General features: G+C 74.7%; 22 protein-coding genes, 1 pseudogene and 1 riboswitch. Of the genes and pseudogenes, 6 read left to right on the top strand and 17 right to left on the bottom strand.

All coding sequences use genetic code 11. The annotated features are described in order from the left end of the window. Nucleotide 1: 1 nt before the first annotated feature. Nucleotides 2-673, bottom strand: coding sequence for a biotin transporter BioY (locus ACFFHC_RS03300; RefSeq protein ID WP_379803050.1), 672 nt, complete (start codon nucleotides 671-673; stop codon nucleotides 2-4). Nucleotides 674-755: 82 nt separating this feature from the next. On the opposite strand from ACFFHC_RS03300, the gene ACFFHC_RS03295 reads away from it, so the two are divergent. Then, nucleotides 756-2,792 carry a P-type ATPase actuator domain-containing protein gene (locus tag ACFFHC_RS03295; protein ID WP_379803047.1) on the top strand — a complete coding sequence of 679 codons (2,037 nt, stop codon included), beginning with the start codon at nucleotides 756-758 and terminating at the stop codon, nucleotides 2,790-2,792. Between the two features lie 402 nt (nucleotides 2,793-3,194). Here the strand turns inward: ACFFHC_RS03295 and ACFFHC_RS03290 are convergent, their stop codons facing one another. The 5 genes from ACFFHC_RS03290 to serS are packed head-to-tail and all read right to left on the bottom strand — an operon-like array spanning nucleotide 3,195 to nucleotide 7,201. After that, nucleotides 3,195-3,497 carry a hypothetical protein gene (locus ACFFHC_RS03290; RefSeq protein ID WP_379803043.1) on the bottom strand — a complete coding sequence of 101 codons (303 nt, stop codon included), beginning with the start codon at nucleotides 3,495-3,497 and terminating at the stop codon, nucleotides 3,195-3,197. Nucleotides 3,498-3,531: 34 nt separating this feature from the next. Further along, nucleotides 3,532-4,185: a VOC family protein gene (locus tag ACFFHC_RS03285; RefSeq protein ID WP_379803040.1), complete on the bottom strand. Its 654-nt coding sequence runs from the start codon at nucleotides 4,183-4,185 to the stop codon at nucleotides 3,532-3,534. Between the two features lie 51 nt (nucleotides 4,186-4,236). Then, nucleotides 4,237-5,049: a TrmH family RNA methyltransferase gene (locus ACFFHC_RS03280; RefSeq protein WP_379803036.1), complete on the bottom strand. Its 813-nt coding sequence runs from the start codon at nucleotides 5,047-5,049 to the stop codon at nucleotides 4,237-4,239. After that, on the bottom strand, nucleotides 5,046-5,924 hold the full coding sequence (locus tag ACFFHC_RS03275; RefSeq protein WP_379803031.1) for an HAD family hydrolase: 879 nt from the start codon (nucleotides 5,922-5,924) through the stop codon (nucleotides 5,046-5,048). Before ACFFHC_RS03275 ends, ACFFHC_RS03280 begins: the two co-directional genes overlap by 4 nt. Then, nucleotides 5,921-7,201: a serine--tRNA ligase gene (gene serS / locus ACFFHC_RS03270; protein ID WP_379803028.1), complete on the bottom strand. Its 1,281-nt coding sequence runs from the start codon at nucleotides 7,199-7,201 to the stop codon at nucleotides 5,921-5,923. Before serS ends, ACFFHC_RS03275 begins: the two co-directional genes overlap by 4 nt. Nucleotides 7,202-7,278: 77 nt before the next feature. Here serS and ACFFHC_RS03265 point away from each other — a divergent pair, with 77 nt between their 5' ends. Then, entirely contained in the window at nucleotides 7,279-8,313 is a 1,035-nt protein-coding gene (locus tag ACFFHC_RS03265; RefSeq protein WP_379803022.1) for a diacylglycerol/lipid kinase family protein, read from the top strand. An 82-nt stretch (nucleotides 8,314-8,395) separates the two neighbouring features. On the opposite strand, the gene ACFFHC_RS03260 is transcribed toward ACFFHC_RS03265, so the two are convergent. After that, nucleotides 8,396-9,580, bottom strand: coding sequence for a DUF4446 family protein (locus ACFFHC_RS03260; protein ID WP_238138216.1), 1,185 nt, complete (start codon nucleotides 9,578-9,580; stop codon nucleotides 8,396-8,398). 74 nt (nucleotides 9,581-9,654) lie between these two features. Between ACFFHC_RS03260 and ACFFHC_RS03255 the strand changes: the two genes are divergently transcribed. Both ACFFHC_RS03255 and ACFFHC_RS03250 read left to right on the top strand, forming a co-directional pair. Next, nucleotides 9,655-10,095 carry a barstar family protein gene (locus tag ACFFHC_RS03255; RefSeq protein WP_141494810.1) on the top strand — a complete coding sequence of 147 codons (441 nt, stop codon included), beginning with the start codon at nucleotides 9,655-9,657 and terminating at the stop codon, nucleotides 10,093-10,095. Further along, the gene (locus tag ACFFHC_RS03250) at nucleotides 10,092-10,679 is read left to right on the top strand and encodes a guanyl-specific ribonuclease (RefSeq protein WP_237769695.1); all 588 of its coding nucleotides are present in this window, start codon (nucleotides 10,092-10,094) and stop codon (nucleotides 10,677-10,679) included. The genes ACFFHC_RS03255 and ACFFHC_RS03250 overlap by 4 nt, the downstream gene beginning before the upstream one ends. A gap of 80 nt (nucleotides 10,680-10,759) precedes the next feature. Here the strand turns inward: ACFFHC_RS03250 and ACFFHC_RS03245 are convergent, their stop codons facing one another. The 5 genes from ACFFHC_RS03245 to ribD all read right to left on the bottom strand — a co-directional run bounded on the left by ACFFHC_RS03245 (nucleotide 10,760) and on the right by ribD (nucleotide 15,274). Continuing rightward, nucleotides 10,760-11,686, bottom strand: coding sequence for a DUF5926 family protein (locus ACFFHC_RS03245; RefSeq protein ID WP_070703451.1), 927 nt, complete (start codon nucleotides 11,684-11,686; stop codon nucleotides 10,760-10,762). 24 nt (nucleotides 11,687-11,710) lie between these two features. Then, nucleotides 11,711-12,226: a 6,7-dimethyl-8-ribityllumazine synthase gene (ribH, locus tag ACFFHC_RS03240; protein ID WP_070703450.1), complete on the bottom strand. Its 516-nt coding sequence runs from the start codon at nucleotides 12,224-12,226 to the stop codon at nucleotides 11,711-11,713. A gap of 110 nt (nucleotides 12,227-12,336) precedes the next feature. Continuing rightward, nucleotides 12,337-13,581 (bottom strand): 3,4-dihydroxy-2-butanone-4-phosphate synthase, encoded by a 1,245-nt coding sequence (gene ribB / locus ACFFHC_RS03235; protein WP_070703449.1) that lies wholly within the window; start codon nucleotides 13,579-13,581, stop codon nucleotides 12,337-12,339. Beyond that, complete coding sequence (locus tag ACFFHC_RS03230) at nucleotides 13,578-14,213, bottom strand: riboflavin synthase (RefSeq protein WP_070703448.1); 636 nt, start codon at nucleotides 14,211-14,213, stop codon at nucleotides 13,578-13,580. Before ACFFHC_RS03230 ends, ribB begins: the two co-directional genes overlap by 4 nt. Beyond that, complete coding sequence (ribD, locus tag ACFFHC_RS03225; RefSeq protein ID WP_379803009.1) at nucleotides 14,213-15,274, bottom strand: bifunctional diaminohydroxyphosphoribosylaminopyrimidine deaminase/5-amino-6-(5-phosphoribosylamino)uracil reductase RibD; 1,062 nt, start codon at nucleotides 15,272-15,274, stop codon at nucleotides 14,213-14,215. The genes ACFFHC_RS03230 and ribD overlap by 1 nt, the downstream gene beginning before the upstream one ends. A 167-nt stretch (nucleotides 15,275-15,441) precedes the next feature. Then, nucleotides 15,442-15,569: riboswitch (FMN riboswitch) on the bottom strand. A 120-nt stretch (nucleotides 15,570-15,689) separates the two neighbouring features. On the opposite strand from ribD, the gene ACFFHC_RS03220 reads away from it, so the two are divergent. Then, the gene (locus ACFFHC_RS03220) at nucleotides 15,690-16,772 is read left to right on the top strand and encodes an enoyl-CoA hydratase/isomerase family protein (RefSeq protein WP_379803006.1); all 1,083 of its coding nucleotides are present in this window, start codon (nucleotides 15,690-15,692) and stop codon (nucleotides 16,770-16,772) included. 50 nt (nucleotides 16,773-16,822) lie between these two features. Here the strand turns inward: ACFFHC_RS03220 and ACFFHC_RS03215 are convergent, their stop codons facing one another. From ACFFHC_RS03215 to ACFFHC_RS03205, 3 genes are all read right to left on the bottom strand, one after another. Next, the gene (locus ACFFHC_RS03215; RefSeq protein WP_070705286.1) at nucleotides 16,823-17,125 is read right to left on the bottom strand and encodes a hypothetical protein; all 303 of its coding nucleotides are present in this window, start codon (nucleotides 17,123-17,125) and stop codon (nucleotides 16,823-16,825) included. A 713-nt stretch (nucleotides 17,126-17,838) separates the two neighbouring features. Continuing rightward, entirely contained in the window at nucleotides 17,839-19,365 is a 1,527-nt protein-coding gene (locus tag ACFFHC_RS03210) for a UDP-N-acetylmuramoyl-L-alanyl-D-glutamate--2,6-diaminopimelate ligase (RefSeq protein WP_070705285.1), read from the bottom strand. A 118-nt stretch (nucleotides 19,366-19,483) separates the two neighbouring features. Further along, nucleotides 19,484-19,945: a thioredoxin family protein gene (locus ACFFHC_RS03205; protein WP_379802999.1), complete on the bottom strand. Its 462-nt coding sequence runs from the start codon at nucleotides 19,943-19,945 to the stop codon at nucleotides 19,484-19,486. A gap of 168 nt (nucleotides 19,946-20,113) precedes the next feature. Here ACFFHC_RS03205 and ACFFHC_RS03200 point away from each other — a divergent pair, with 168 nt between their 5' ends. Next, nucleotides 20,114-21,493, top strand: coding sequence for a serine hydrolase domain-containing protein (locus ACFFHC_RS03200; RefSeq protein ID WP_379802995.1), 1,380 nt, complete (start codon nucleotides 20,114-20,116; stop codon nucleotides 21,491-21,493). 122 nt (nucleotides 21,494-21,615) lie between these two features. Here the strand turns inward: ACFFHC_RS03200 and ACFFHC_RS03195 are convergent. Together ACFFHC_RS03195 and ACFFHC_RS03190 are read right to left on the bottom strand one after the other, a co-directional pair. Then, nucleotides 21,616-22,107: pseudogene (locus tag ACFFHC_RS03195) on the bottom strand (phosphatase PAP2 family protein); the annotation flags it as partial. A 280-nt stretch (nucleotides 22,108-22,387) separates the two neighbouring features. After that, nucleotides 22,388-23,101 carry a hypothetical protein gene (locus tag ACFFHC_RS03190; RefSeq protein ID WP_144043076.1) on the bottom strand — a complete coding sequence of 238 codons (714 nt, stop codon included), beginning with the start codon at nucleotides 23,099-23,101 and terminating at the stop codon, nucleotides 22,388-22,390. Nucleotides 23,102-23,291: the final 190 nt, after the last annotated feature.

Raw genomic sequence — 23,291 nt, 5'->3', positions numbered from 1 at the left:
GTCAGCGGCGCGCCGGGTCGGCCGGCAGCGAGCCGGGCAGCGCACGGGCCACGGCCGAGACCACCACGGCGGCCAGGGCGGCCTTGAGCAGGTCACCGGGCACGAAGACCGCCGCCCCCAGCTGCCAGGCCTTGTCCCACGGCATGCCGGTGGCCACCTGGAGCCACGGCACGCCCACGGCGTAGAACAGCGGCAGCCCGGCCAGACCGGCCACGAACAGCCACAGCCCCACCATGCGCCCGCCGCGGCGCAGGGCCACGCGCGAGAGCAGGCCGATCACCACCGCACCCAGCACGAAGCCCACGAGGTACCCGCCGGTGGGGCCCGTGAGCACGCCCAGTCCGCCGGCACCGCCGCTGCCCACCGGCAGCCCGACGGCGATGAGCGCCAGGTACACCACCACCGCCGCGGCACCCGCCCACGGGCCGAGCGCCAGGGCCGCCACCGTCACGCCGAGGGTCTGCAGGGTCACCGGCACCTGCCCGCCGAAGATCATCAGCCCGGGCACCACCGCCAGCGCGGCGATGAGGGCGGCGAACACGGCCACCTGTGCCCCGGTGCGCACGGCGGACTCGCCACGCCGGTCGTCACGGCCGTCGAGCTCGTCGGGGTCGTCGGGGGCGGTGCGCTGCAGGGCCTCGTCGGGCAGCAGCATGTCGGCCTGGGTGTTCATGGGTCTCCCGTCAGCGTGCGATGCGGGCGACATTCCATCACGCGCCGGGAGCCCCACCCCCGACCAGTACGGTTGCCCCATCATGGCCAGCTCCCCCGCACCCGTCCCCGAGGCCGGGAAGACCCCCGAGGCGGCCCACCACGCCGCGCCCGAGCCCGCCCCCACCACGGCCGGACGCCGTTCCCCGGCACGCCGGGTGCTGGCGGCCGTGCCCGTGGCGGCCCCGGTGGTGCTGGCCCTGACGGCCTGGGCACTGTCCCTGGTGGGCTTCACGCCCAGCGGGTTGGCGGTGTGCGCCCTGCTGGCCTGGTTCGCGGCCCGCCGCCTGGTGCTGCCGGAGCTGCGTTCGTGGCGCTCGGTGCTGTGGCTCCCCGTGGCCGCCGCCCTGGTCTCCGCCGTGCAGGCCGCCGCCGACGTGGCCACCGGCGGTGCCGGCACCGCCCTGGTGGCCACCACGGCCGCCGCGGCACTGGCCGCCGGCGTGCCGTGGCTGGTGTCCCGGGCCCGGGCCGACCTCGTGGTGCGCCTCCTGCACGCCCGGCGCACGCTGGGCGTGGTGGCCACCCGCATCGTGGAGCACGACGGCGCCCGCCGCCGCGTCCGGGTGCCCCGCGCCGACCTGCGCCCCGGCGACGAGGTGCTCGTCCGCGCCGGCGAGGTGGTGCCCGCCGACCTGCGGGTGACCGACGGGGAGGGCATGGTCACCCTGGAGCGCATCACCACCCGCGCCGACGCCCACCCGGTGGTGCCCGGCGACGTGGTGGTGGCCGGCGCCGTGCCGCGCCGCAGTCTGGTGGGCACCGTGGTGCGCGCGGGCGACGACACCGCCATCGCCCGGGTGCTGCGCCCCGCCCTCGACGCCGTGCGTCCCACCGGTGGCCCGGTGCTGCCCGTGCCCGCCGACCCCCAGACCTCCGCGCCCGGGGCGCCCACGCTGCCCATCCACCGCACCACCGACTCCGTGGCCCGCTGGGCGGTGCCGATCGTGCTGGCCGTGGCCGCGGTGGCCGGGCTCGCCCACGGCGTCCCGCACGGCGCCGACGAGGGGGCGGCCGTGGCCACGGCCGTGCTGCTGGCCGCCAGCCCCGCCGCCGCACTGGTGGCCGTCACCGGCGCCCTGCGGGCCGGCCGACTGCGGGGCGCCCTGCTGGGTCTGCGCATGAAGGGCGCCCGCCCGCTGCGCTCGGCCCGCGACATCGACCTCGCGCTGGTGGACCCGTCCTCGGCCATCGCCACCGGGCACCCGCGGCTGGTGGAGGTGCTGCCCATGAAGGGGCTGGACCCCGACGCCGCCCTGCTGGCCGCGGTGTCCGTGGCGCAGGACGCCGACGGCCCCATCCCCCGCGCCCTGGCCAGCGCCGCGCGCGCCCGCAACATGACCCCGCGCACCATCAGCGGGCAGAGCACCGAGGGGGGCCGCCTCTCGGCGCTCATCAAGGGCATGGAGGTGACGGTGGGCGCCGAGGACGCGTTCGAGGCCGTGCCGCCCACCCTGCGCCCGGAGCCCGACGACGACGCGCTGGTGACCTACGTGGGCTGGGGTGGGCGCCCCACCGCGATGCTGCGCTTCCGCGACCGCCTGCGCCCCGGGGCCGCCGACGAGGTGCAGCGCCTGCTGCGCGCCGACGTGGTGCCCCACCTCATGTGCTCCGAGCCGGCCGCCGTCGCCCGCCGCATGGCCGACCGGGTGGGCGTGCACGCCTCGGAGGTGACCGGCGGGCTCGACGACGCCGGCCGCGTGGCCCTGGTGGCCGAGATGCTCGACGAGGGCCACCGGGTGGCGCTGCTGACGCGCGACACCCCCGACCCGGCGGCCGAGCAGGCCGACCTGGTGATCGCCTCCACCTGGTCGGACGCGCACAACCGGGAGCTCGCCCAGGTGGAGACCGTGCGCCCGGAGATGGCCGCCATCGCCGATGCGGTGAGCCTCACCCGGCACACCGGCGCCGTGGTGGGTCAGAACGTGATGCTGGTGGCGGCCTACCACGCCATCGTGCTGGTGCCGGTGGTGGCCGGGTGGGTGGTGGCCCCCGCCGCGGCGCTGTTCTCGCTGGTGCCGCTGGCCGGTGTGCTGGCCGGCAGCCACCGCATCTCGTTGGGTACCGGCAGCGCCGTCTGAGCGGGGGCCTCAGAGCCTGACCAGGGGCACGGTCACGCACTCGCGGTGCGGCCCCGGTCCACTCCACCCGATCCCCGTCGCGGGGGCCTCGAAACCCGGCGCCTCCTGCAGCACGGTGCAGATGTCCGACGCGAGGTCACGCATCCGACCATGCACGACAGCAGCAGCGTCCAAGGGCGCCCGCCCTGGGTCAGTGACCGTTCGGGGGAGCACGTTGGTCAGACCACACTCCGAGTAGCCGTACACCCCGGTCAGTCCGTGCCGCGTGTAGACGACCTGCAGGCAGTCCGCCAGCTCGTCGAGGCGGATGCGGAGGATGTCTACCTCCTCGGCCAGGTGACGCTCCCGTGCGAACGTCCGCAGGAACTCCAGCAGGACGTCGCGGGGGTCAGCGGGCCAGAGTCACAGGCCATCGCCGTCCTCGTCCTCCGCCGGCGGCTCCGCCCGGGAGATCACACCCACCGCCCAGAGGACCGTGCCCCCGACGACCGCCGCCACCGACAGCACCAGCACCGCGTCACCCACCGGGCGCCACCCGCCGTCGGCCAGGTCGAGCAGCGCGCAGACGAGCGCGACGACGGAGAAGGCGAGCAGCAGCCCCAGCGTCACCAGGCCGACCAACCACCAGGTGCGGCGTCCGCCGCCCCGGGGCGGGACGGCCCCCGGCACCACGGTCTCGGGTCCGTCCACGTCGGGGGTCTGCACGGCCTTGCCCAGTCGGCGGCGTGAGCGGGTCGGGTCAGATGGTGACGGGCCCGTTGGCCGTCTCGAAGGTCACCGACATCAGACCCGGGGTGCCGTTCGGGGCCACGAAGTCGAACTCCACGTCCGGCTCCCAGTCGTCACGGTCCACGCCCGGCACACCGGAGAGACCCAGCCACTCGCGCACCCGGTCGGGGTCGCCCGCGAGCTGCAGGCGGGCCAGGCACACGTCGGACTCCCCGCGCTCGGAGGGGTGCAGCTGGCCGTCGTCCCAGCGCAGGAAGAAGGGCAGCTGCGGGTCGGCGATGAGTCCCTTCACGCCGATCTGGCGCCAGGTGAGCTCCGTGCCGTCGGGGCGGTGGCGGTTGCCCATCACCGAGTCGCGGCCGAGGCGCTCCTCCACCGGGGCGAGGTCGTCCATGGCCACCACCCAGCCGAGCCAGCCGCCGCCGGCCTCGCTGCGCGCCTTCACGGCCTGGCCGAAGGGCACCTTGTCGGTCACCGGGTGCTGCAGCGGCTCGACCACCTCGAGGAAGCGGCCACCGGTCAGCGGCAGCACCATGTTGCGGGTGCCGAAGCGGGGGTGGTGCCCGCCGTCGACGACCTCGATGCCGAGCGCCTCACCCAGGCGGGCGGCGGCGGCGTCCAGGCCCTCGGGGCCAGCGGCGAAGGCGACGTGGTCGATGCGCATGGCGACATCGTGCCACGCGGCAGTGGCGCATCACACACCGCCCCGGGGTGCTCAGGCCCCGCGCTGGCGCACCGCCTCGAAGAGCACGATGGCCGCGCTCGTGGCCACGTTGAGCGAGTTGGCGCGTCCCACCATCGGGATGCGCACGCGCACGCCGGCGTCCATCGCCGCCTCGGTGAGCCCGGTCTTCTCGGCGCCCACGGCCACGGCCACCGGGCCGGTGCAGTCCACCTCGGTGTGCAGGCGCTCGGTGTGCGGGGTGGCCGCGAGCAGCTCCACGCCCCGCGCGCGCAGGAAGTCCAACACCTCCGCGGTGGGCGCAGTGGCCACCGGCACGGAGAACACGGTGCCCTTGGAGCCGCGCACCACGTTGGGGTTGCCCCAGTCGGTCACCGGGTCGGCGGCGATGACGGCGTGCACCCCCGCCGCGTCGGCGGTGCGCAGGATGGCGCCCAGGTTGCCGGGCTTCTCCAGCCCCTCGGCCACCAGGTACAGCGCCGGCCCGTCGGGCTCCGGCAGGTCGGCCAGGGCCACGCCGGGGGTGGGCACCACGGCCAGGAAGCCGTCCGGCCCCTCCCGGTAGGCGGCCTTCTCGAACACCGCCCGGCTCAGGGTCACGATGCCGGCGCCCCGCTCGGCGGCGGTGTCCACCACGTGCCGCTGGGCGGCCGGGTCGGCCATGAGCTCGTCGCACAGGTACAACTCGCGGGGCCGCACGCCGGCGGACAGGGCCAGCTCCAGCTCCTCGAAGCCCTCCACCAGCGTGCTGCCGGTCTGCTCGCGCACACGGCGGCGGCGCAGGTCGCGCAGCGCCTTGACGCGCGGGTTGGCCGGGCTGGTCACGTGCAGCGGCGCGCCCCTCATCGGGTCAGGGCCTCCTCCACGCCCTCCAGGGTGCGCAGCACCTGCGCCAGGCCGTGCTCCTCGACGGTGCCGGTCACCTCGTCGGCGGCGGCCTTCACCTCGTCGGGGGCCTGCCCCATCGCCACGCCGCGGGCCGCCCAGTCGAGCATCTCCAGGTCGTTGCGCTGGTCGCCCACGGCCACGGTGTCGCAGGGCTCCACGCCCAGCGCGCGGCGCACCTGCTCCAGCCCGGACGCCTTGGACACGCCCTCGGGCGTGAGGTCCAGCCACGCCGTGTAGCCCACCGACCAGTTGACCCCGTGCAGGCCGATGCGGTCGAGCGCCTCGAGGAACTCCTCCTCGCTGCTGCCCGGGTCGTGGAAGGTCAGGCGCGTCACCGGCTCGGAGCCCAGCTCCTCCCAGGTGGCCAGCGTCAGCTCGCCCTGCAGCGCCTCCTCCGGGAACCCCTCGATGATGCGGTGCCCCACCCCGATGACCTCGGCGGCCACGTAGGCCCCCGGCAGGTGCTGGCGCAGCAGCTCCAGCGCCGGCGCGGGGTCGAAGGTGACCACCTCCAGCAGCTCGTAGCCCTCGTCGGCCGCCGGGTCGATGCGCAGCAGCACCGCCCCGTTGGAGCACACCAGGTAGGTGTCGCGCAGCCCCAGCTCACGGGCCAACGGCAGGGTGGCCCGCAGGGTGCGCCCGGTGGCGACGACCACGGTGTGCCCGGCCGCCGAGGTGGCACGCACGGCATCGCGTACCGGGGGGTGCAGCACGCTGGAGTAGTCGATGGTGGTGCCGTCGAGGTCGAGGCAGACCATCTGCGGGCGCGTGGCCCGCGCCACCACCTCCGGCCCGGCCGACGCCACCGCGGTCCCCACCGGGGCGTCCGTCATCGGGCGACCGGCTCGAGCACCTCGAGGCCGCCCAGGTAGGGCTGCAGGGCGGCCGGCACCCGCACCGAGCCGTCGGGCTGCTGGTGGTTCTCCAGGATGGCCACGAGCCAGCGCGTGGTGGCCAGCGTGCCGTTGAGGGTGGCCACCACCTGGGTGCCCTTGCCTCCGGCGACGCGCTCACGGGTGCGCAGGCGGCGCGCCTGGAAGGTGGTGCAGTTGGAGGTGGACGTGAGCTCACGGTAGGTGCCCTGGGTGGGCACCCACGCCTCGCAGTCGAACTTGCGCGCGGCCGGGCCGCCCAGGTCTCCCGCGGCGACGTCGATGACGCGGTAGGGCAACTCCATCGCGCCGAGCATCTCCTGCTCCAGGGCCAGCAGCTTCTCGTGCTCGGCCTCGGCCTCCTCGGCGGTGCAGTAGATGAACATCTCCAGCTTGTTGAACTGGTGCACGCGGATGATGCCGCGGGTGTCCTTGCCGTGGCTGCCGGCCTCGCGGCGATAGCAGGTGGACCAGCCGGCGTAGCGGCGGGCGCCGTCGGACAGGTCGAGGATCTCGTCGGCGTGGTAGCCGGCCAGGGCCACCTCGGAGGTGCCGGTGAGGTACTGGTCGTCGTCGCGCAGGCGGTAGACCTCGTCCTCGTGGGCGTCGATGAAGCCGGCGCCGGCCATGACGTCGGTGTTCACCAGGGTGGGGGTGATCATCGGCGTGAAGCCGTTCCTGAGCGCCAGGTCGAGGGCCATGTTCATCATGGCGATCTCGAGGCGCGCCCCGATGCCGGTGAGGAAGTAGAAGCGCGCGCCGGAGACCTTGGCGCCGCGCTCCATGTCGATGGCGCCGAGCAGCTCGCCGAGCTCGAGGTGGTCGCGGGGCTCGAAGCCCTCCGCGGCGAAGTCGCGCGGGGTGCCCACGGTCTGCAGGGTGGTGAAGTCGTCCTCGCCACCGGCGGGCACCTGCGGCTTGACGATGTTGCCGATGCTGCGCAGTAGGCGCTGGGCCTCGGCGGCCAGCTCGCCGGCCTCGGCCTCCAGGGCCTTGACGCGCGCGGCCATCTCCTTGCCCTGCGCGGCCAGCTCGGCCTTCTGCTCCGCCGGCGCCTGGGCGATCTGCTTGCCGAAGACCTTCTGCTCGGCCCGCAGCGCCTCGAACTCGGCCTGCTTGGAGCGGGATCGTGCCTCGACCTCCAGGACGCGGTCCACCACGGACTCGTCCTCACCTCGGGTGCGCTGGCTGGCGCGCACGACGTCGGGGTTCTCGCGGAGCTCTCGGATGTCGATCACGATCCCAAGACTACGAGACGCCCGGCGCGTACCGTGGGCACCCGCGAGCAGCCCACCCGACGGACCAGGAGGTCACCGTGAGCAGCACTCCCCGCGGCACGGGATCGACCACCCCCGGGGGTCCTGGCGGCGCCGGTCGGCGCCGGGTCGGGTTCGTCATCAACCCCATCAAGTTCGACGACCTGCAGGGCGCGCGCGAGGAGGCCGACACCATCTGCCGCATCCTCGGCTGGGACGCCCCGCTGTGGCGCGAGACCACCGAGGCGGACCCCGGCGCCGGCCAGGCCCGCGAGCTGCTGGAGGCCGGGTGCGAGCTCGTCGTGCCCATCGGCGGCGACGGCACCGTGCGCAGCGTGGCCAGCCAGCTGGTGGGCACCGAGGTCCCGCTGGGCCTGGTGCCCGGGGGCACCGGCAACCTGCTGGTGCGCAATCTGGACCTGCCCTTCCTCTCCCGCCGGCAGGCCCTGCGCATCGCCCTCACCGGGGACGAGCGCCGTATCGACGTGGGGCAGGTGCGCTGGTGGGACCCCGACGGCGGGGTGCACGAGGACGTCTTCCTGGTGATGGCCGGGGTGGGCATGGACGCCGACGTCATGGAGACCACCGACGACGACGTGAAGAAGCGGATGGGGTGGCTGGCCTACCTGGCCTCCGCGGTGCGCCACGGCGGCGACACACCCGTGCCGGCGCGGTTCCGCGTGGACGACGAGGAGCCTGTCTCCACGGCCGTGCGCAGCGTGGTGTTCGGCAACGTGGGCAAGCTGCAGGGCGGGGTGGCCGTGCTGCCCGAGGCCCGCATCGACGACGGGCAGCTCGACACCTTCGTGGTCTCCCCGCGCGGCGTCACCGGCTGGGCCGGCGTGGTGGCCGCGGTGGCCACCCGCGGGCGCCTCGGCGGTGAGAACGCGAGCTACTGGCAGAGCCGCACCATCGACGTGGAGCTCGGCGAGCCCACGCGCGCCCAGCTGGACGGCGACGGGATCGGGCGGGTGACGCGCATCGCCGGGCGGATCCTGCCCGGGGCGCTCACCGTGCGGGTGCGCGGCAAGGGCGCCACCTCCTGGCGCAGCACGCGCTCCGACCACGCGGAGGGATGGCTGCTCGGCGGCTGAGGGCGCGCCCCCTCCCGGCAGTGCCCCCGCCTGCTCCCGCCCCGGCCACGCCTCCGGGTCTCCCCGTCAGCGGGTCTCGGCGTCAGCGGCGGGCCTGACGCAGCGGCCGCACCGCCTCGGTGGCCGGCGACTCCGCCTCCAGCCCGCGGGCGGCGGCCACGGCCTGCGCCTCCTCGTCGGTGAGCGCGGTGGTGCCGCGGCCCTCGGTGACCGACTTGGCGTAGGTCTGCGAGTGGGCACGGCCGTTGAGGCTGGTGATGACCAGGCCGTCGCCCACGCCGTCGAGCAGCGCCACCGAGAAGGACATGCGGCCCCCCATGTCGCCGAAGGCGTCGTAGCGCACCAGGGCCACCTCGGTGAGGGCGGAGGTGGTGGAGTGCTCGAGGCGCTTGAGGCGCTGGTCGAGATTGTCGGCGTTGCCCGAGAGCTGTCGCAGGGCCTGGTCGAGACCCTCGGTGCGCTCGGTGATCTGGCTGGCACCCCCCTCGAGGCGCTCGACGCGGGCGCCGTGCTCCTCCATCGAGCCGCCGAGGGCCCCCAGGCGCTCGTCCACGGCGGTCACGCGCGTGCCGTGCTCGGAGGTGGTGCGCTCCAGCTGGTCCACGATGTCGGCCACGCCCCCCAGGCCGCGGTCGAGCGTGTCCAGGCGGGACCGGTCGGCGGTCTGCTCCTCGCCGAGGGCGGCGCGGCGGGCCTCCAGCTGCTCCACCTCGGCGGACAGCTCGGCCAGGCGCTCGTGCACCTCGGCCACGGTGCGCCCCACGCGCTCGTCCAGGTCCGAGACCTTGCCGTCCACGCGCTTCTCCATGGCCTCCACGGAGGCGGTCATGCGCTGCAGGTTCTGCGTGGCGTCGCTGTGCACCCGCTTGATGGACCGCGTGTCCGTGGACGCCTGCTGCTGCACCTTGCCGAAGCCCTCGCTGACCCCCTTCATCTCGCCCTTGAGGCGCTCCACCTCAGCACGCATGGCGGACAGGGACTTCTCTTGGCGGGAGGCGGCGCGGTCCAGGGCGCGCTTCAGGGTCACGGAGTCCACTCCGGTGCGCACGGCCGGCGCGGTGTAGCGGCGCGCCTGGCCCTGGCGGCTCGACATCGACCGGCGCTGGGAGCCCCCGCCGCCGGTGGCGCCGGCCAGCACACGGGCCGAGATGAAGCGGTGCCGGCGCAGCGAGCTGACCTGCACGGCCAGCCACAGTCCGACGAGCAGGGCGAGCACCGCGCACACGACGGCGGCGATCAGCAGGGAACTCTGGACGGGCTCTGGCACCCGCACAGGATACGCAGGTGGCCCCGCCGCAGCAGGTGCGCCGGGATGTCGGTGCGTCCGGGCACCATGGGGGCATGAGCACCCCCCGCTTCCCCGTGGCCGCCTTCCTCGAGTCCGACGAACCCCTGGCCGTGGTGCCCCTGGCCGAGGCCGAGGAGGCTGCCGCCGGCGCCCGCATCGCCGACTGGGCGGTGGCGCTGGGCGCGAGCCCCGACGGCAGCTCCGTGCGCACCCTGCAGGCCGGCCTGGCCGAGAGCCTCGACCTGCCCGGCAACGCTGCCACCAACCTGGACGCGCTGGCCGACACGCTGCGCGACCTGCCCGACCGCGCCGAGGGAGGGGCCGGGACCCTGCTGGTCTGGACGCCCGCCGAGGGGCTGGGGCTCGAGGACGACGGGCTGGGCACTCTGCTGCAGCTGCTGCTCGATGTGGTGGACGACATAGGGCGGGCGCGTCTCGCCGTGCTGGTGGCCAGCGACACCGTGGCCCGCCAGATCGAGGAGGACGAGGCGTGAGCCCCCGCATCGGGCCGGGCGGGGTGAGCCACGGCGCGCCGCGGGGACGCGGGCGCTCGCGGCTGCTGCTGCGGTTGGTCTTCCTGCTGGCCATGGCCGCTGCCGTCGTCTGGGGCGGTGGTGGGCTGTTCGGCCGGTCCGGTGACGGAGGTGGATCGGGCGAGGACGGCCACCCGAAGCCTCCCCCGGCCACCGGGTCGGACGGGTCCAGCTCGGCCGACCCGCGGCCGCGGGGACCGGCCAGCAGCACCGCCGGGGCCCCGGGCGCGAGCGGCCTGCCCCGGTGCGTCGAGGGCGAGCTGACCGCCGAGGCACGCGACGTCATCGAGACCATCACCGACGGCGGGGAGTTCGAGTACCCCGGCAAGGACGGCAGCACCTTCGGCAACCGCGAGGGCCTGCTGCCGGACGAGTCCTCCGGCTACTACGCGGAGTACACCGTGCCCACGCCCGGTGAGGACGACCGCGGCGCCCGCCGCATCGTCACCGGCGGGGACACCACCCCCACCAGCCCCGACACCGCACCGGAGCACTGGTACTGGACCGACGACCACTACGAGAGCTTCTGCGAGTTCTCCGCCTGAGCGGCGCCTGACACCGCCCGACACGCGGACGGCCCCACCACGACGATGCGTGGTGGGGCCGTCCTGCGCGTCGGCGCAGGTCAGCGGATGGTGACCTGCCGGCTCGAGAAGCCCTCCCGGGCCCGGCGCTCGTCGTGCGTCAGCGGCGCGTCGTCGCCCAGGCGGGCCTCCAGGCGCGCGGCCAGCTCGCCCAGCGGGGCGTTCCAGGACTGGGGGTCGGCGGCCGGGTCCACCTCGAACACCGGCACCAGCAGGCCCGCACCGCGGAAGGCACCCAGCAGCGTGGACTGCCCGCCGAGGGTGTGCTCGCCGGCCGCCTTGAGGCGGGCCAGGGCGGTGGTGGCCGCGTCCTCGTCGTGCGGCAGCAGCCAGCGCACGTAGGCCCGGTCGCCCATGAGGCACCAGAAGGCCGACTCCACGGCATCGAGACGCTGGGTGGGCACGATGGCCTCGTTGGCGCGCTCCATGGAGAGCTGGCCGGCCTCGTCGAGGGCGTCCTCCTTGCCGGTGAGCCAGAAGTCGAAGCTCTCGTGCAGCTCGGCGGTCATCGTGTCGCTCACGAGCACGTCCTGCAGGCGGGGCGTGTGCGCCATGGCCTGCGGCAGACCCACGGTGGGCTGGCCCGGCTCGTTGGCCAGCGAGGTGAGGATCGCCTGGGCGATGTCGCGGCTCGCGTCACCGGTGGAGGAACCGGTCTGCAGCGCGGAGAGCACGTCGCCCTCGCCGCGGTTCAGGCCCGGCCACGCCAGCGGCAGCACGGTGGCCAGCGTGACCTCGTGCTCGGAGCCGACCTCCAGCGAGGACCACGCCGGCGCCGGAGTGCCCTCGGGCGCCTCGACGGCGGGGACCTTCACGCGGATGGTCGCCGTGGCCGCCGGGAGGATCTCCCGCATGGCCACCCACTCGGTCTCGTTCGGCAGCCCCTTGAACGGACGGGCCTCGAACGGCGCCGGAATCTGCTTCGGTCCCTTGACGTCGCGGTTCTTGCGACGAGATGCCTTACCCATGGGGCCGGAGTCTACGGGCGCGGGTCAGCGCTGGGCGCGGGCGCGGCGCAGCGTGGCGGCGGTGTCCACGCAGGCCAGCGCGGCCTCGGCGCCCTTGTCCTCGCTCGAGCCCTCCAGGCCGGCGCGGTCCAGGGCCTGCTGCTCGTCGTCGCAGGTGAGCACGCCGAAGCCCACCGGGGTGGCGGTGCGCACGGCCACGTCGGTGAGGCCCGTGGTGGCGGCCTGGCAGACGTAGTCGAAGTGCGGGGTGCCGCCGCGGATGACCACGCCCAGGGCCACCACCGCGTCGTGGTGCGGGGCCAGGCGGGCCGCGGCCACCGGCAGTTCGAAGGTGCCCGGCACGCGGATCTCCAGCGGGGTGATGCCCAGGTCGGCCAGCGCCCGACGGCTGCCCTCGAGCAGGCCGCCCATGACCTCCTCGTGCCAGCTGGCGGCCACCACGGCCACGCGCAGCGGCAGGGCGCCGTCCTCGCGGTCGGCGGCCAGCTCGCGGCGCAGGCGGTCGGCGATGGCCTCGGTGGGGGAACCGTGTCCACTCATGGGTGTCTCCTCGGGTTCAAGGGGGGGGGGCGATGGGGGCCGGCGGGGGTCCTGCTGTCCACCGTGGCCTGCCGGCGGGGCGGGGTCCACCCCCGGCAGCGTGGCATGCCTCACCCGGCGGCGGTCCCCGGGGTCAGATCGGCCGGCAGGGTGTGGCCCATGCGGTCGCGCTTGGTGCGCAGGTAGGGCAGGTTCTGGGGCGTCACGCCCACCACGCTGGGACGGGTGGCGACCACGTCCACGCCGAGCTCCCGCAGGGCCTCCACCTTGGCCGGGTTGTTGGTGGTCAGCTCGATGCGGTCGATGCCCAGGTGGGCGAGCATCGCCGCGGCCACGCCGTAGTCGCGGGCGTCCACCGGCAGGCCCAGGGCGTGCTGGGCGTCCACCGTGTCGGCGCCGGCGTCCTGCTGGGCGTAGGCCGCGATCTTGGCCGCCAGCCCGATGCCGCGCCCCTCGTGGCCGCGCAGGTACAGCACCACGCCGCCGCGGGCCTGCGTGTCGGCCAGGGCGTCGGCCAGCTGGGCGCCGCAGTCGCAGCGCAGCGAGCCGAGCGCGTCGCCGGTGAGGCACTCGCTGTGGGCGCGCACCGGCACCGGGGCGGCGGGGTCGCGCAGCGGGCCGGGGGCCACCAGGGCCAGGTGCTCCACCCCGGTGAGGCGGTCGGTGAGGGCGTGCACGGTGAAGTCGCCGTGGGCGGTGGGCAGCTGCGCGGTGGCCACGGCGTCCAGGCGGTCGTGCACGGCGCGCCAGGCGGCCAGGGCCTCGATGGTGAGCACCGGCAGGTCGTGCTCGGCGGCCAGGGCGCGCACGGCCTCGGAGCGCATCATCGTGCCGTCGTCGTGCACCAGCTCGGCGATGACGCCCACCGGCTCCAGCCCGGCCAGGCGGCACAGGTCCACCGCGGCCTCGGTGTGGCCGGCCCGCTCCAGGACCCCACCGTCCCGGGCGCGCAGCGGCACCACGTGCCCGGGGCGGACGAGGTCGGCGGCCGTGCTCCCGGCATCAGCCAGGACGTGCAGGGTGCGGGTGCGGTCCGTGGCGCTGATGCCGGTGGTCACGCCCTCGGCGGCGTCCACGGTGACGGTGTACGCGGTGCGGAAGGGGTCGGCGTTGTCGCGCACCATGAGCGGCAGCTCGAGGGCGTCGGCGCGCGCGGCCGTCATCGGGGCGCACACGTAGCCCGAGGAGTGGCGGACGGTCCACGCCATCCACTCCGGGGTCAGCCGCTCGGCGGCGAGGATGACGTCGCCCTCGTTCTCGCGATCCTCGTCGTCCAGCACCAGCACGGGGCGGCCGGCGCGCAGGGCCTCCAGGGCGGCGGCCAGCTGGGGGGTGAGGGTCTGGTCCCGGGTCATCGCGTGGCTCCCACCATCTTCTCGACGTACTTGGCCACCACGTCCACCTCCACGTTCACGGTGGTGCCCACGGGCGCGTCGCCCAGCGTGGTGCGGGTGAGGGTCTCGGGGATGAGGCTGACCTCCAGCCAGGGGGCGGACGCCCCGGCATCGGACAGGTCGCTCACCGTGAGCGAGACGCCGTCGAGCGTCACCGACCCCTTGTGCACCACGTAGCGCGCCAGCTCGGCCGGCACGCCCACGCGCACCACCTCCCAGCGGTCGCCCGGGGTGCGGGCCAGCACCTCGCCCACACCGTCCACGTGCCCCTGCACGATGTGGCCACCCAGCCGTCCCCCGGCCCGCACCGCGCGCTCCAGGTTGACCGGGCTGCCCACCTCCAGGGCTCCGAGCGAGCTGTGGGTGAGGGTCTCGGGCATGACGTCGGCGGTGAACCAGCCGGGCGCGCCGTCGGGCCCGCCCGACCCGCCGCCCAGCTCCACCACGGTGAGGCACACACCGTTCACCGCGATGGAGTCGCCGTGCCCCGCGTCGCTGGTGACCACGGCGCCGGACACCCGCAGGCGGATGTCGTCGCCCGCCGGTTCGACGGCCTCGACGCGGCCGATCTCCTCGATGATGCCGGTGAACATCAGGCGTCTCCTTCGGTCGGGTTCGGGTCGGTGGGGGTCAGGGTGAGGCGGACGTCGTCGCCCAGGCGGGCCACGTCCTCCAGATGCCAGCGCAGGGCCTCCTCGACGGTGCCGATGCCGAGTTCGGCCACGAGCGGGGCGCCCGCACCCAGCAGTGCGGGGGCCAGGTAGGTCACGAGGCGGTCCACCAGCCCGGCGCGCAGGAAGGCCGCACCCAGGGTGGGGCCGCCCTCCAGCCAGACGTGGTGCACGCCGCGCTCGCGGAGGGCCGCGAGCACCTCGGCGGGGTCGTGGGTCGCGAGCAGCAGGGTCTCGGCGGCGTCGTCGAGCACCCGGGCCGGTGCGGGGAGCTGCCGAGTGCCCACCACCACGCGCAGCGGCTGGCGGTCCACCTGCTCGCCCTCGGGCAGACGCACGGTGAGCCGGGGGTCGTCGGCGAGCGCGGTGCCCGTGCCCACCACCACCGCCCCGGCCTGCGCGCGCTGGCGGTGCACGTCCCGGCGGGCGTCGGGGCCGGTGATCCACTGGCTCGTGCCGTCGGCGGCGGCCACGCGGCCGTCCAGGGTGGCGGCCAGCTTGAGCGTCACCACCGGGCGCCCGAGGTGCGCCGAGGCGGTGAACCACCGGTTGAGCGCCTCGGCCTCGTCGGCCAGCACGCCGGTGGTGACCTCGAGGCCGGCGGCACGGAGGCGATCGGCGCCCCCGGCGGCCAACGGGGTCGGGTCCGGTTGGGCGACGACGACGCGGGCCACCCCGGCCTCACACAGCGCCTCGGCGCACGGGCCGGTGCGGCCGGTGTGGTTGCACGGCTCCAGGGTGACCACGGCGGTGGCGCCGCCGACGTCCAGGCCGCGCTGCTCCGCATCGGACAGGGCGGCGACCTCCGCGTGCGGGGTGCCGGCGCCGCGGTGCCACCCCTCGCCCAGGGTGCGGCCGGCGGCGTCGAGCAGTACGCAGCCCACGCGGGGGTTGGGGTCGGTGGCCGGTCCACGGGCCGCCAGCTCCAGGGCGCGGCGCATCGCGGGCTCCCAGGCGGTGGACTCGGCGGGGCGGGCGGTCACGGCGGTTCCTCACTGCGGTCACGGCGGCGGGCGGTCCGGTCGGACGGCCCGGGTGAACCGGGGGAACGGGCGTGGGCCCGGAGGAGTCGGCAGGTGCACCACGCACCGAGGGGCCACGGGCCGCTCGGCAGCGGGACTGCCGCCCACGGCGTCGCGGGGCGACGCCGCACGTGCTCCTCCCTTCCGGACTCTCACCGTCGGTCTGGGAATTCCACCCAGTCAACCGGCCGCTGGCTGCGGACGGGTCGCGGACTGTCACCGCCGGTTCGGACTTGCACCGACCCCGGAACACGTGGGGCCGATTCTACGCCCGGGCCGCCGGGGCGGGCGTCGGGCGGGGGCACCGAGCCCGGCACACCATCGGCCGTGTGGAACGCTGTGGGCCGGACCACACCCGAGACCCCGAGGAGCACCCATGGCCCCCACCGAGCTCTCCCCCCTGGACGGCGGCACCGAGGACGTGCTGTTCGGCGTGCGCGACGGCATCGCCCGCATCCACCTGAACCGGCCCAAGGCGCTCAACGCGCTGACCCGGGACATGTGCGCGGCGATGCTCGACCAGCTGCACGCCTGGCAGAACGCGCAGGGCGAGGACCGGCCGCGCGCCGTCGTGGTCTCAGGTGAGGGCAAGGGCCTGTGCGCCGGCGGCGACATCAAGGTGCTGCGCGAGTCCGCCACCTCCGGCGACCTCGGTCCGGCGCAGAACTTCTGGCGCACCGAGTACGCGCTCGACCAGCTCGTGGCCGACTACGAGATCCCGTACGTGGCGCTCATGCACGGCGTGGTGATGGGCGGCGGCATCGGCATCAGCGCCCACGGCAGCCACCGCCTCGTGGCCGCCGACGCCAAGGTGGCCATGCCCGAGACCGGCATCGGGCTGTTCCCGGACGTGGGCGCCATGCACCTGCTCTCGCGCGCGCAGCACGAGTTGGGCACGCACGTGGCCCTGACCGGCGACCGCTTCGGCGGCGCGGACGCGGTGCTGCTGGGCCTGGCCGATGCCGTGGCGCCGGCCGAGCTGCTCGACCCCGAGACCGTGGTGGACCGGCTGGCCGGCGGCGAGTCCGCGGACGACCTGGTGGCCGCCGCCCGCGAGGCGACCGGCGAGGCGGAGGCCCCGCTGGCCGCCGCCGCGCAGTGGACCGCGGAGTGCTACGAGGGCGAGGCGCCGGCCGCGGTGCTCGAGCGCCTGAAGGGCCACTCGGCCGAGGGGGCGCAGAAGGCGGCCGAGCTGCTGGAGAGCCGTTCGCCGCTCTCGGTGGCGGTGACCCTAACGGCGCTGCGCCTGGCCGCCGGGGACACCCTGGCCGGCGTGCTGGAGCGCGACCTGAGGATGGCCACCGGCATGCTCTCCAGCGGTGACTTCGCCGAGGGCGTGCGCGCCGTGCTCATCGACCGGACCAACGACGCCGCGTGGCGCCACGGCAGCATCGCCGAGGTGCCCGAGGACGAGGTGAAGGCCGTGCTGGCCGGGGAGCGCCTGGACCAGCAGGGCTGAGGCCCGGGCGCCGCAGGGCCCGCCGCGGGGGACTCCCCGGCGGGCCCGCGTCAGCGGCGGAGTCGGGCGCGCAGTTCCTCACTCAGCTCCACCTCGATGGGCAGGGCCTGCAGTCCCTCGGCCGTCACCACCAGTCCGCGATGCGCCGCGACCTGGGCCAGTTCTCCATAGTGGAAAGCGGTTGCGTCGTCCTGCGTCATGCCACCCCACGGCTCGTCCGGGCCGGTGGAGAGGAGGGAGTCCGCCACCACGCTGTCCTCGGTCACCTCGCTCCAGGCGGCCGATGTCCCCCACCCGCGGTCCTCGAGCAGCAGGACGCGGCCCAGGGAGTCCTCCGCCCACAGATGACACACACAACCCGCTGTGCCGTGGGGTCCGGGATCGCTGGCGACCGTCACCACGAGGCGATTCGGCACACGGCCTGGCCCACTCACACCCGACACCCGACCCGGGCCTCCTTGAAGGGCTTGTCAGCGGTGTCCCATCGCCCGTGGACATCAACGTCGACGTGGTTCCTCCACGATGTCACCGCACTCGAGCGGCACCGGGCCCGGGCAGTGCTGCGCTTCCCTCGCCCTCCCCCGGGGCAACAGTCACCACCGCGTTCCCAGTACCCGTGCCCAGAGACATCCGCCCCGGAACGATGCGGCCTGTCCGGTTTGGCCTCCAGCCTGCAGGGCCCGATGCCCAGTCCCGCTGTCGCCTGACCTGCGGGCTGGATCTCTCGACCGTCTCTGGACAGGTACACGGAGGTCACGTTCACGGGTCCCGTGACACCCGCGTGGTCTGCGTACTGAACATCCTGTCCGTCGATCGCCACGTAGGTGGCGGGGCCATCCCTCAGGACAGCTCCAGCCCGCTCCGGCGAGAAGAAGACCAGCGTCGAACCGATGATCGCGCCGCGCGCGTGTCGCGACGCCCTTGTGTGTCCACCGTTTTCCATGAGCCCAAGGGTCCCCCCCCACCAAGATGCGAGCATCATACCCAAGCATGACGTTCCCCTGGCGTCCTTCGCAGCGGGCAAGCGAGGACACCTTGCCCCACCCCGGGGCGCGGCCCCACCACGTCAGCGGCGGGCCAGGCCCTCGCGGATGCTCGTGGGGTCGTGGTGGTCCACGTCGCCGGAGGGCAGGTGCTGGAACGCCTCGTCACCCTTGCCGCACGCGATGACCAGGTCGTTCTCCCGCGCCATGGCCACGGCCTCCAGCAGCGCCTCGCGCCGGTCGAGCGTGATGTGGGTGTCCGCCGGGTCCGCGCCGGCCATCACCTCGTCGGCGATGGTCACCGGGTCCTCCCCGTAGGGGTCGTCCGTGGTGATGATGCCGACGTCCGCGATGCGGGAGACGACCTCGCCCATCAACGGGCGCTTGGCCGCATCGCGCTCCCCGGCCGCGCCGTACACGCAGATGAGGCGCCCGCCGGCCATGTCCGCGATCTTGCGCGCCACGGTGAGCACCACCTCCAGCCCCACCTCGGTGTGCGCGTAGTCCACCACCGCCATGAACCCGTGCTCGGCGGCCTCCGGGATGCGCTGGAAGCGGCCGGGCACCTGCCCCAGGTGCTTCACCGCCTCCACCACGGCGAGCGAGTCGTGACCGGACTCCAGCGCCACGGCCACCGCGCCGGCCACGTTGAGCGCGTTGTAGTCGCCCACCAGCGGCGGCTCCAGGCGCAGCTCGCCGTGGCGCGGCGTGTCCAGAGTGAACTGCATGCCCTCCAGGGTGAGGTCGGTGGGCTCCACGATGCGGTAGTCGGCTGCCTCGTCGAAGCCGAAGGTCAGCGCCCCGGGGAACTCGCGGGCCAGCCGACGGCCGTAGGTGTCGTCCACGTTGGCCAGGCGCGGGCCGGAGGTGCGCTCGAAGAGCTGGCGCTTGACCTGGAAGTAGGTCTCCATGTCGCCGTGGATGTCCAGGTGGTCGCGCGTGAGGTTGGTGAAGATGGCCGAGGCGTACTCCACCCCCGTCACGCGGTGCAGCTCCAGGCCGTGGCTGGAGGTCTCGAGCACGGCGTCGGAGGCACCGGCCTCCACCATGCGGCGCAGGTTCTCCTGCACCAGCGGGGCCTCGGGGGTGGTGCGCATGGCCGGCCGGCCCACACCGTCGACGATGACCTCCACCGTGGTGGACAGGCCCACCTTGTCGGTGCCCAGCACGCCGGCCAGCAGGTTGTAGAGCACGTAACTGGTGGTGGTCTTGCCGTTGGTGCCGGTGATGCCGTGCACGCGCAGCGAGCGGCTCGGGTTGCCGTTGACGGCCGCGGCCAGGTGGCCCAGGGCGGCGCGGGCGTCGCGCACCCGCACCACGGGCAGGGGGCCGGCTGCCTCCAGCTCGGCGATGCGGGGGTCGGCCTCCCGGTCGGCGGCCGTGGGCCACTCGCGCTCGACCACCACGAGGCCCGCCCCGGCATCGAGGGCACCGGGGGCGAAGCGCAGGCCGTCGTTCTTGAACCCGGAGACGGCCACGAACGCGGCGCCCGGCGTGACGGCGCGGGAGTCGTGGGTGACCGCCGTGATGCCGGGGGTGCCGGAGAACTCCTCGGGCACCTCGCGGACGGGCAGGGCCAGGGCGGTCGCGATGTCGTCTCGGGTCAGCACCCCGTCAGCCTAGGTGGTGCGTCGCCCGGCGGCACGGGTGCGGGGGCGCGGGCCGGCACGCGGCGAGGCCGCCGCCCCCATCGGGGACGACGGCCTCGTGGGTCGGTGCTGGCCGGGCTCAGGCGAACGGGTTGGCCGGGTCCGGGCCCCCGGCGGCAGTGCCCTCGTCGGCCGAGTTGGCCGGCTGGGCGGGCGCCTGCTGGGCCTGCTGCTGCGCGGCGGCCTGCTCCTGGGCCACCTGCGCGCGCACCTGGTCCATGTCCAGGCCCTTCACGGCCTCGAGCACCTCGTCGAGCGCGCTGCCGGGCATGGCGCCGGGCTGGGCGAACACGCCGATCTGCTCACGGAAGGCCATGGTGGTGGGCACCGACTGGATGCCCAGTGCCCCGGCCAGCTGCGGCTGCGCGTCGATGTCGACCTTGCCGAACACGACGTCCTCGTGCTTCTCGGAGGCCGCCTCGTAGACGGGGGCGAACTGCGTGCACGGGCCGCACCAGGTGGCCCAGAAGTCCACGACCACCATCGGGTTGTCCTTGATGGTCTGCTCGAAGTTCTCAGCGGTCAGCTCAACGGTGGCCACGGGGCCTCCTCGGATGTCAGCGGGCACCGGCGCCGGACGGCGCGGTGCGTGGTCGCCCGGTTCAACCGCGACGCCCGGGCGCTTGTTCCACCGGCCGCTCCCCCGCAGCCACACCCCCGGCGGCCCCGCCCCCAGCCGCCCGCGCCGCCACGGCGTTACGGTCCTGCCATGAGTGATGCCGCCCACACCCCCAGCCCGCTGCGTCCGGACACCGTGCGCACCCTGCGCCGCACCGCCCTGGAGCGCCAGCGCACCGGCCGCGTCCCGGCCCTGTTCGCCGGCGTGCAGCGCGGCGGGCGCTACGTGTGGAGCGAGGGCATCGGCACCACCGGCGCGGGTGAGGACCGCGACCGCGCGGCCACCGCCGACGACCAGTACCTCGTGGCGTCCAACACCAAGACCTTCACCGCCGTCATGGTCATGCAGGCCCGCGACGAGGGGCGCCTCTCCCTGGACGACCGCCTGGGCGACCACCTGCCCGGCGCCGCGCCCTCGCCCGCGCTCGGCGCCACCGTCCGCTCCGCCCTGGCGCACGTCTCCGGCGTGCAGCGCGAGCCCCACGGCGACGTGTGGGAGACCCTCCTCTTCCCCGATGCCGCGGGCCTGCTCCGCGAGTCCGCACAGGCCGAGCAGGTGGGCCGCCCGCACACGCGCTGGCACTACTCCAACCTCATGTACTGCCTGCTGGGCGAGGTGGTGGCCCATCTGGACGGGCGCTCGTGGGCGGAGTCGCTGCAGGCCCGGCTGCTCGACCCGCTGGGTCTGGCGCGCACCACGGTGGGCTTCGACGGCGCGCACGTGCAGGGCTACTTCGTGCCCCCGTTCAGCGACGTGCCCGTCATCGAGCCGGTGCCGGACTTCCGCGGCACCGCACCCTGCGGCGGCCTGGCCTCCACCCCGGCAGACATGGCGCGCTGGTCGGCCTTCGTGGCCGACCCGGACCCCGCCGTGCTCTCGCCGGACACGCTGGAGGAGATGACCCAGCCGCAGGCCGTGGTGGACCCCCGTGGGTGGTCCCAGGCGATGGGGCTCGGGTTCTTCCTGCTGCGCCGTGGCCAGCGCGTCTGGGTGGGGCACACCGGCGGCATGCCCGGCCACATCACCGGGGTGTTCACGCACCGCGAGTCCGGCACCGGCGGACTGGTGTTCATGAACAACTCCGCCTCGCCCGACCCGAGCGCGTTCGCGGTGGACCTGGCCGATGCCGTGGAGGAGGCCGAGCCCGCAGAGGAGGCGGTGTGGGCACCCGGCACCGAGGTGCCCGAGGAGCTGGCCGGCCTGCTGGGCCACTGGTACACCGAGGGCAGCCACGTGGTGTTCAGCGTGCGGCAGGGGCAGTTGGAGGCCCGCATGGCCGGGGCCCCGGCGGACGCGCCGCCGTCGGTGTTCGAGCGGGTCGAGGGCGACCTCTACCGCACCGTCTCGGGCCGTGAGCGCGGTGAGCTGCTGCGCATCACGCGGCGTGCCGACGGCTCGGTGCTGAAGCTGAACTGGGCCACGTACCTGGTGAGCCGGGAACCGCTCGCCTTCGGCCAGCACCCCGCCTGAGCCGCGGCGGAGCGGGTGGCACCCCCTCGACGGGGGTCCACCTGCCGCCAGGTGGCCCGCAGCAGCCGCTGCACCACGCGGCGCCCCGGACTGTGCCACCACCGGTCGCCCCAGAGCACCAGGCGCAGGAGCACACCGCCCACCACCACGCCGGCCACGAGGTCGAGCACCCAGTGGTAGCCCAGCAGCTGGGCGACGGTGGTGGTGGTGCCCACGAGCGCCAGCCAGCCGGCCACGAGGGCGGCCTGCCCCCATCGGGGGAGGACGACGGTGCGGTGCACCAGCAGCACGCCGGTGCCGTAGAAGAGCACCGCGGCGGCCGTGTGGCCCGAGGGGTAGCTCACGCCGTGCGCGCCGTTGACGAGCAGACCGCCGGTGAAGAAGCCCGGGTCACCGATGGTGGGCGAGGACCGGGCCAGGAGCGTCTTGAGCGAGCCGACGCCGGCGTAGAAGAGGAGCTCGGCCCAGACCACGAGGCGCAGCGGGTGGAGGCTGCACTGGCGGCGGCAGGACCACACGGCCACACCGAGCAGCACGGGCAGGGCCACCACCTGGCCGGCCACGTTGTCCAGGGCGTGCAGCAGCTCGTACTCCCGCGGGTCGCGGCCGGCCATGCGCACGCCGTGCAGCTGGCGGTCCACCGCGGCGGCCGGACCCATGGCCGCCAGGGTGAGCGCGCACAGCAGGGTGGCCAGCACCGGCAGGCGCGTGATCCGGTCGAGGGAGCTCATGCCTCGAGGCTAGGAAAGCGACTGCAGGGCAGGGTCTTCGTTGCGCCCGGGGTTGGTGCGGAAGCAGTCAGGCCTCCGCCAAGAGCCCTTCAGGCCGTGGCATGGGTCACGACGAGGCCCCCGGGGACGCGGGTCCTCGGAGGCCTCGTGGCGTGCTGGGAGGTCAGCTCTGCGCCGGGATCTCCTGGGTCACCGTGCCCCACGGGGAGGTGACGGTGATCGTGTACTGCGACAGGCGCTGCTGGCCGTCGGCGGTCAGACCCTGCGACTTGAAGCGGAGGTCGAAGGTCACCGGGTCGGACCCGCAGGCGCGGATGTCCTGCAGCATGGTGATGGTCCAGGTCCAGCAGTTCGTCCCGTTGTACGCGCCGTACGCGGCACCGCTGGTGACCACCTGGCCGTTGTAGCCGCTGAGGTCGTACATGCCCGAGTCGCGCACGATGACGTCCGGCCAGGCCGCCGGGCCGGGCTCGGTCTCGGACGTCTCCACGGGGGTGTCGCCGTAGTAGGTGCCCAGGTTCTCGGTGATGGTGATGGTGATGGTGTCGCCGACACCGTAGGGGGTGGTGGCGGCAGCCGGGTCGCACTCATAGGCGCCCGTGCCGTCGTTGTCCCAGGTCTGGGCGACCGGGGTGGTCTGGTCGTAACTGGCGGCACCGGTGGTGTCGGTGGTGCCCATGATGATGTACGGCACCATGCCACCGGAGTCACCGTTGGTGGGCACAGCGGCGCCCTCCCAGGTGTTGTACCAAGGGCCGGCGGCGAGCTTACCGGTAGGCGAAGAAGCGACGGCGGGAGCAGCGGATGCCACGGCCACCACCGGGGCGGCCCAGGCCGCGCCCTTGACGACGGCGCGACGCGAGGTCTGCGTGTTCACGGTTCCTCCAGGGAGAAGTCAGTCGGCAAAGGATCTGGGGGTGCGGGCACGCCCCGGCCCCTCGACCAAGGCGCACCCCAACGCGGCGAACTCGCCGCCCGGCGAAAATAGGTGTATTTCCGGCTCTTCGGAGTTGAGCGTGGGTCATGGGGTGAGTCCTCCGCCGATGAGGAGCATGCGGAGTCGGTAG

The sequence above is a fragment of the Kytococcus schroeteri genome (assembly GCF_042433515.1).
Classification (GTDB): domain Bacteria; phylum Actinomycetota; class Actinomycetes; order Actinomycetales; family Dermatophilaceae; genus Kytococcus; species Kytococcus schroeteri.
This window is presented reverse-complemented; position numbering and strand designations above follow the sequence as displayed.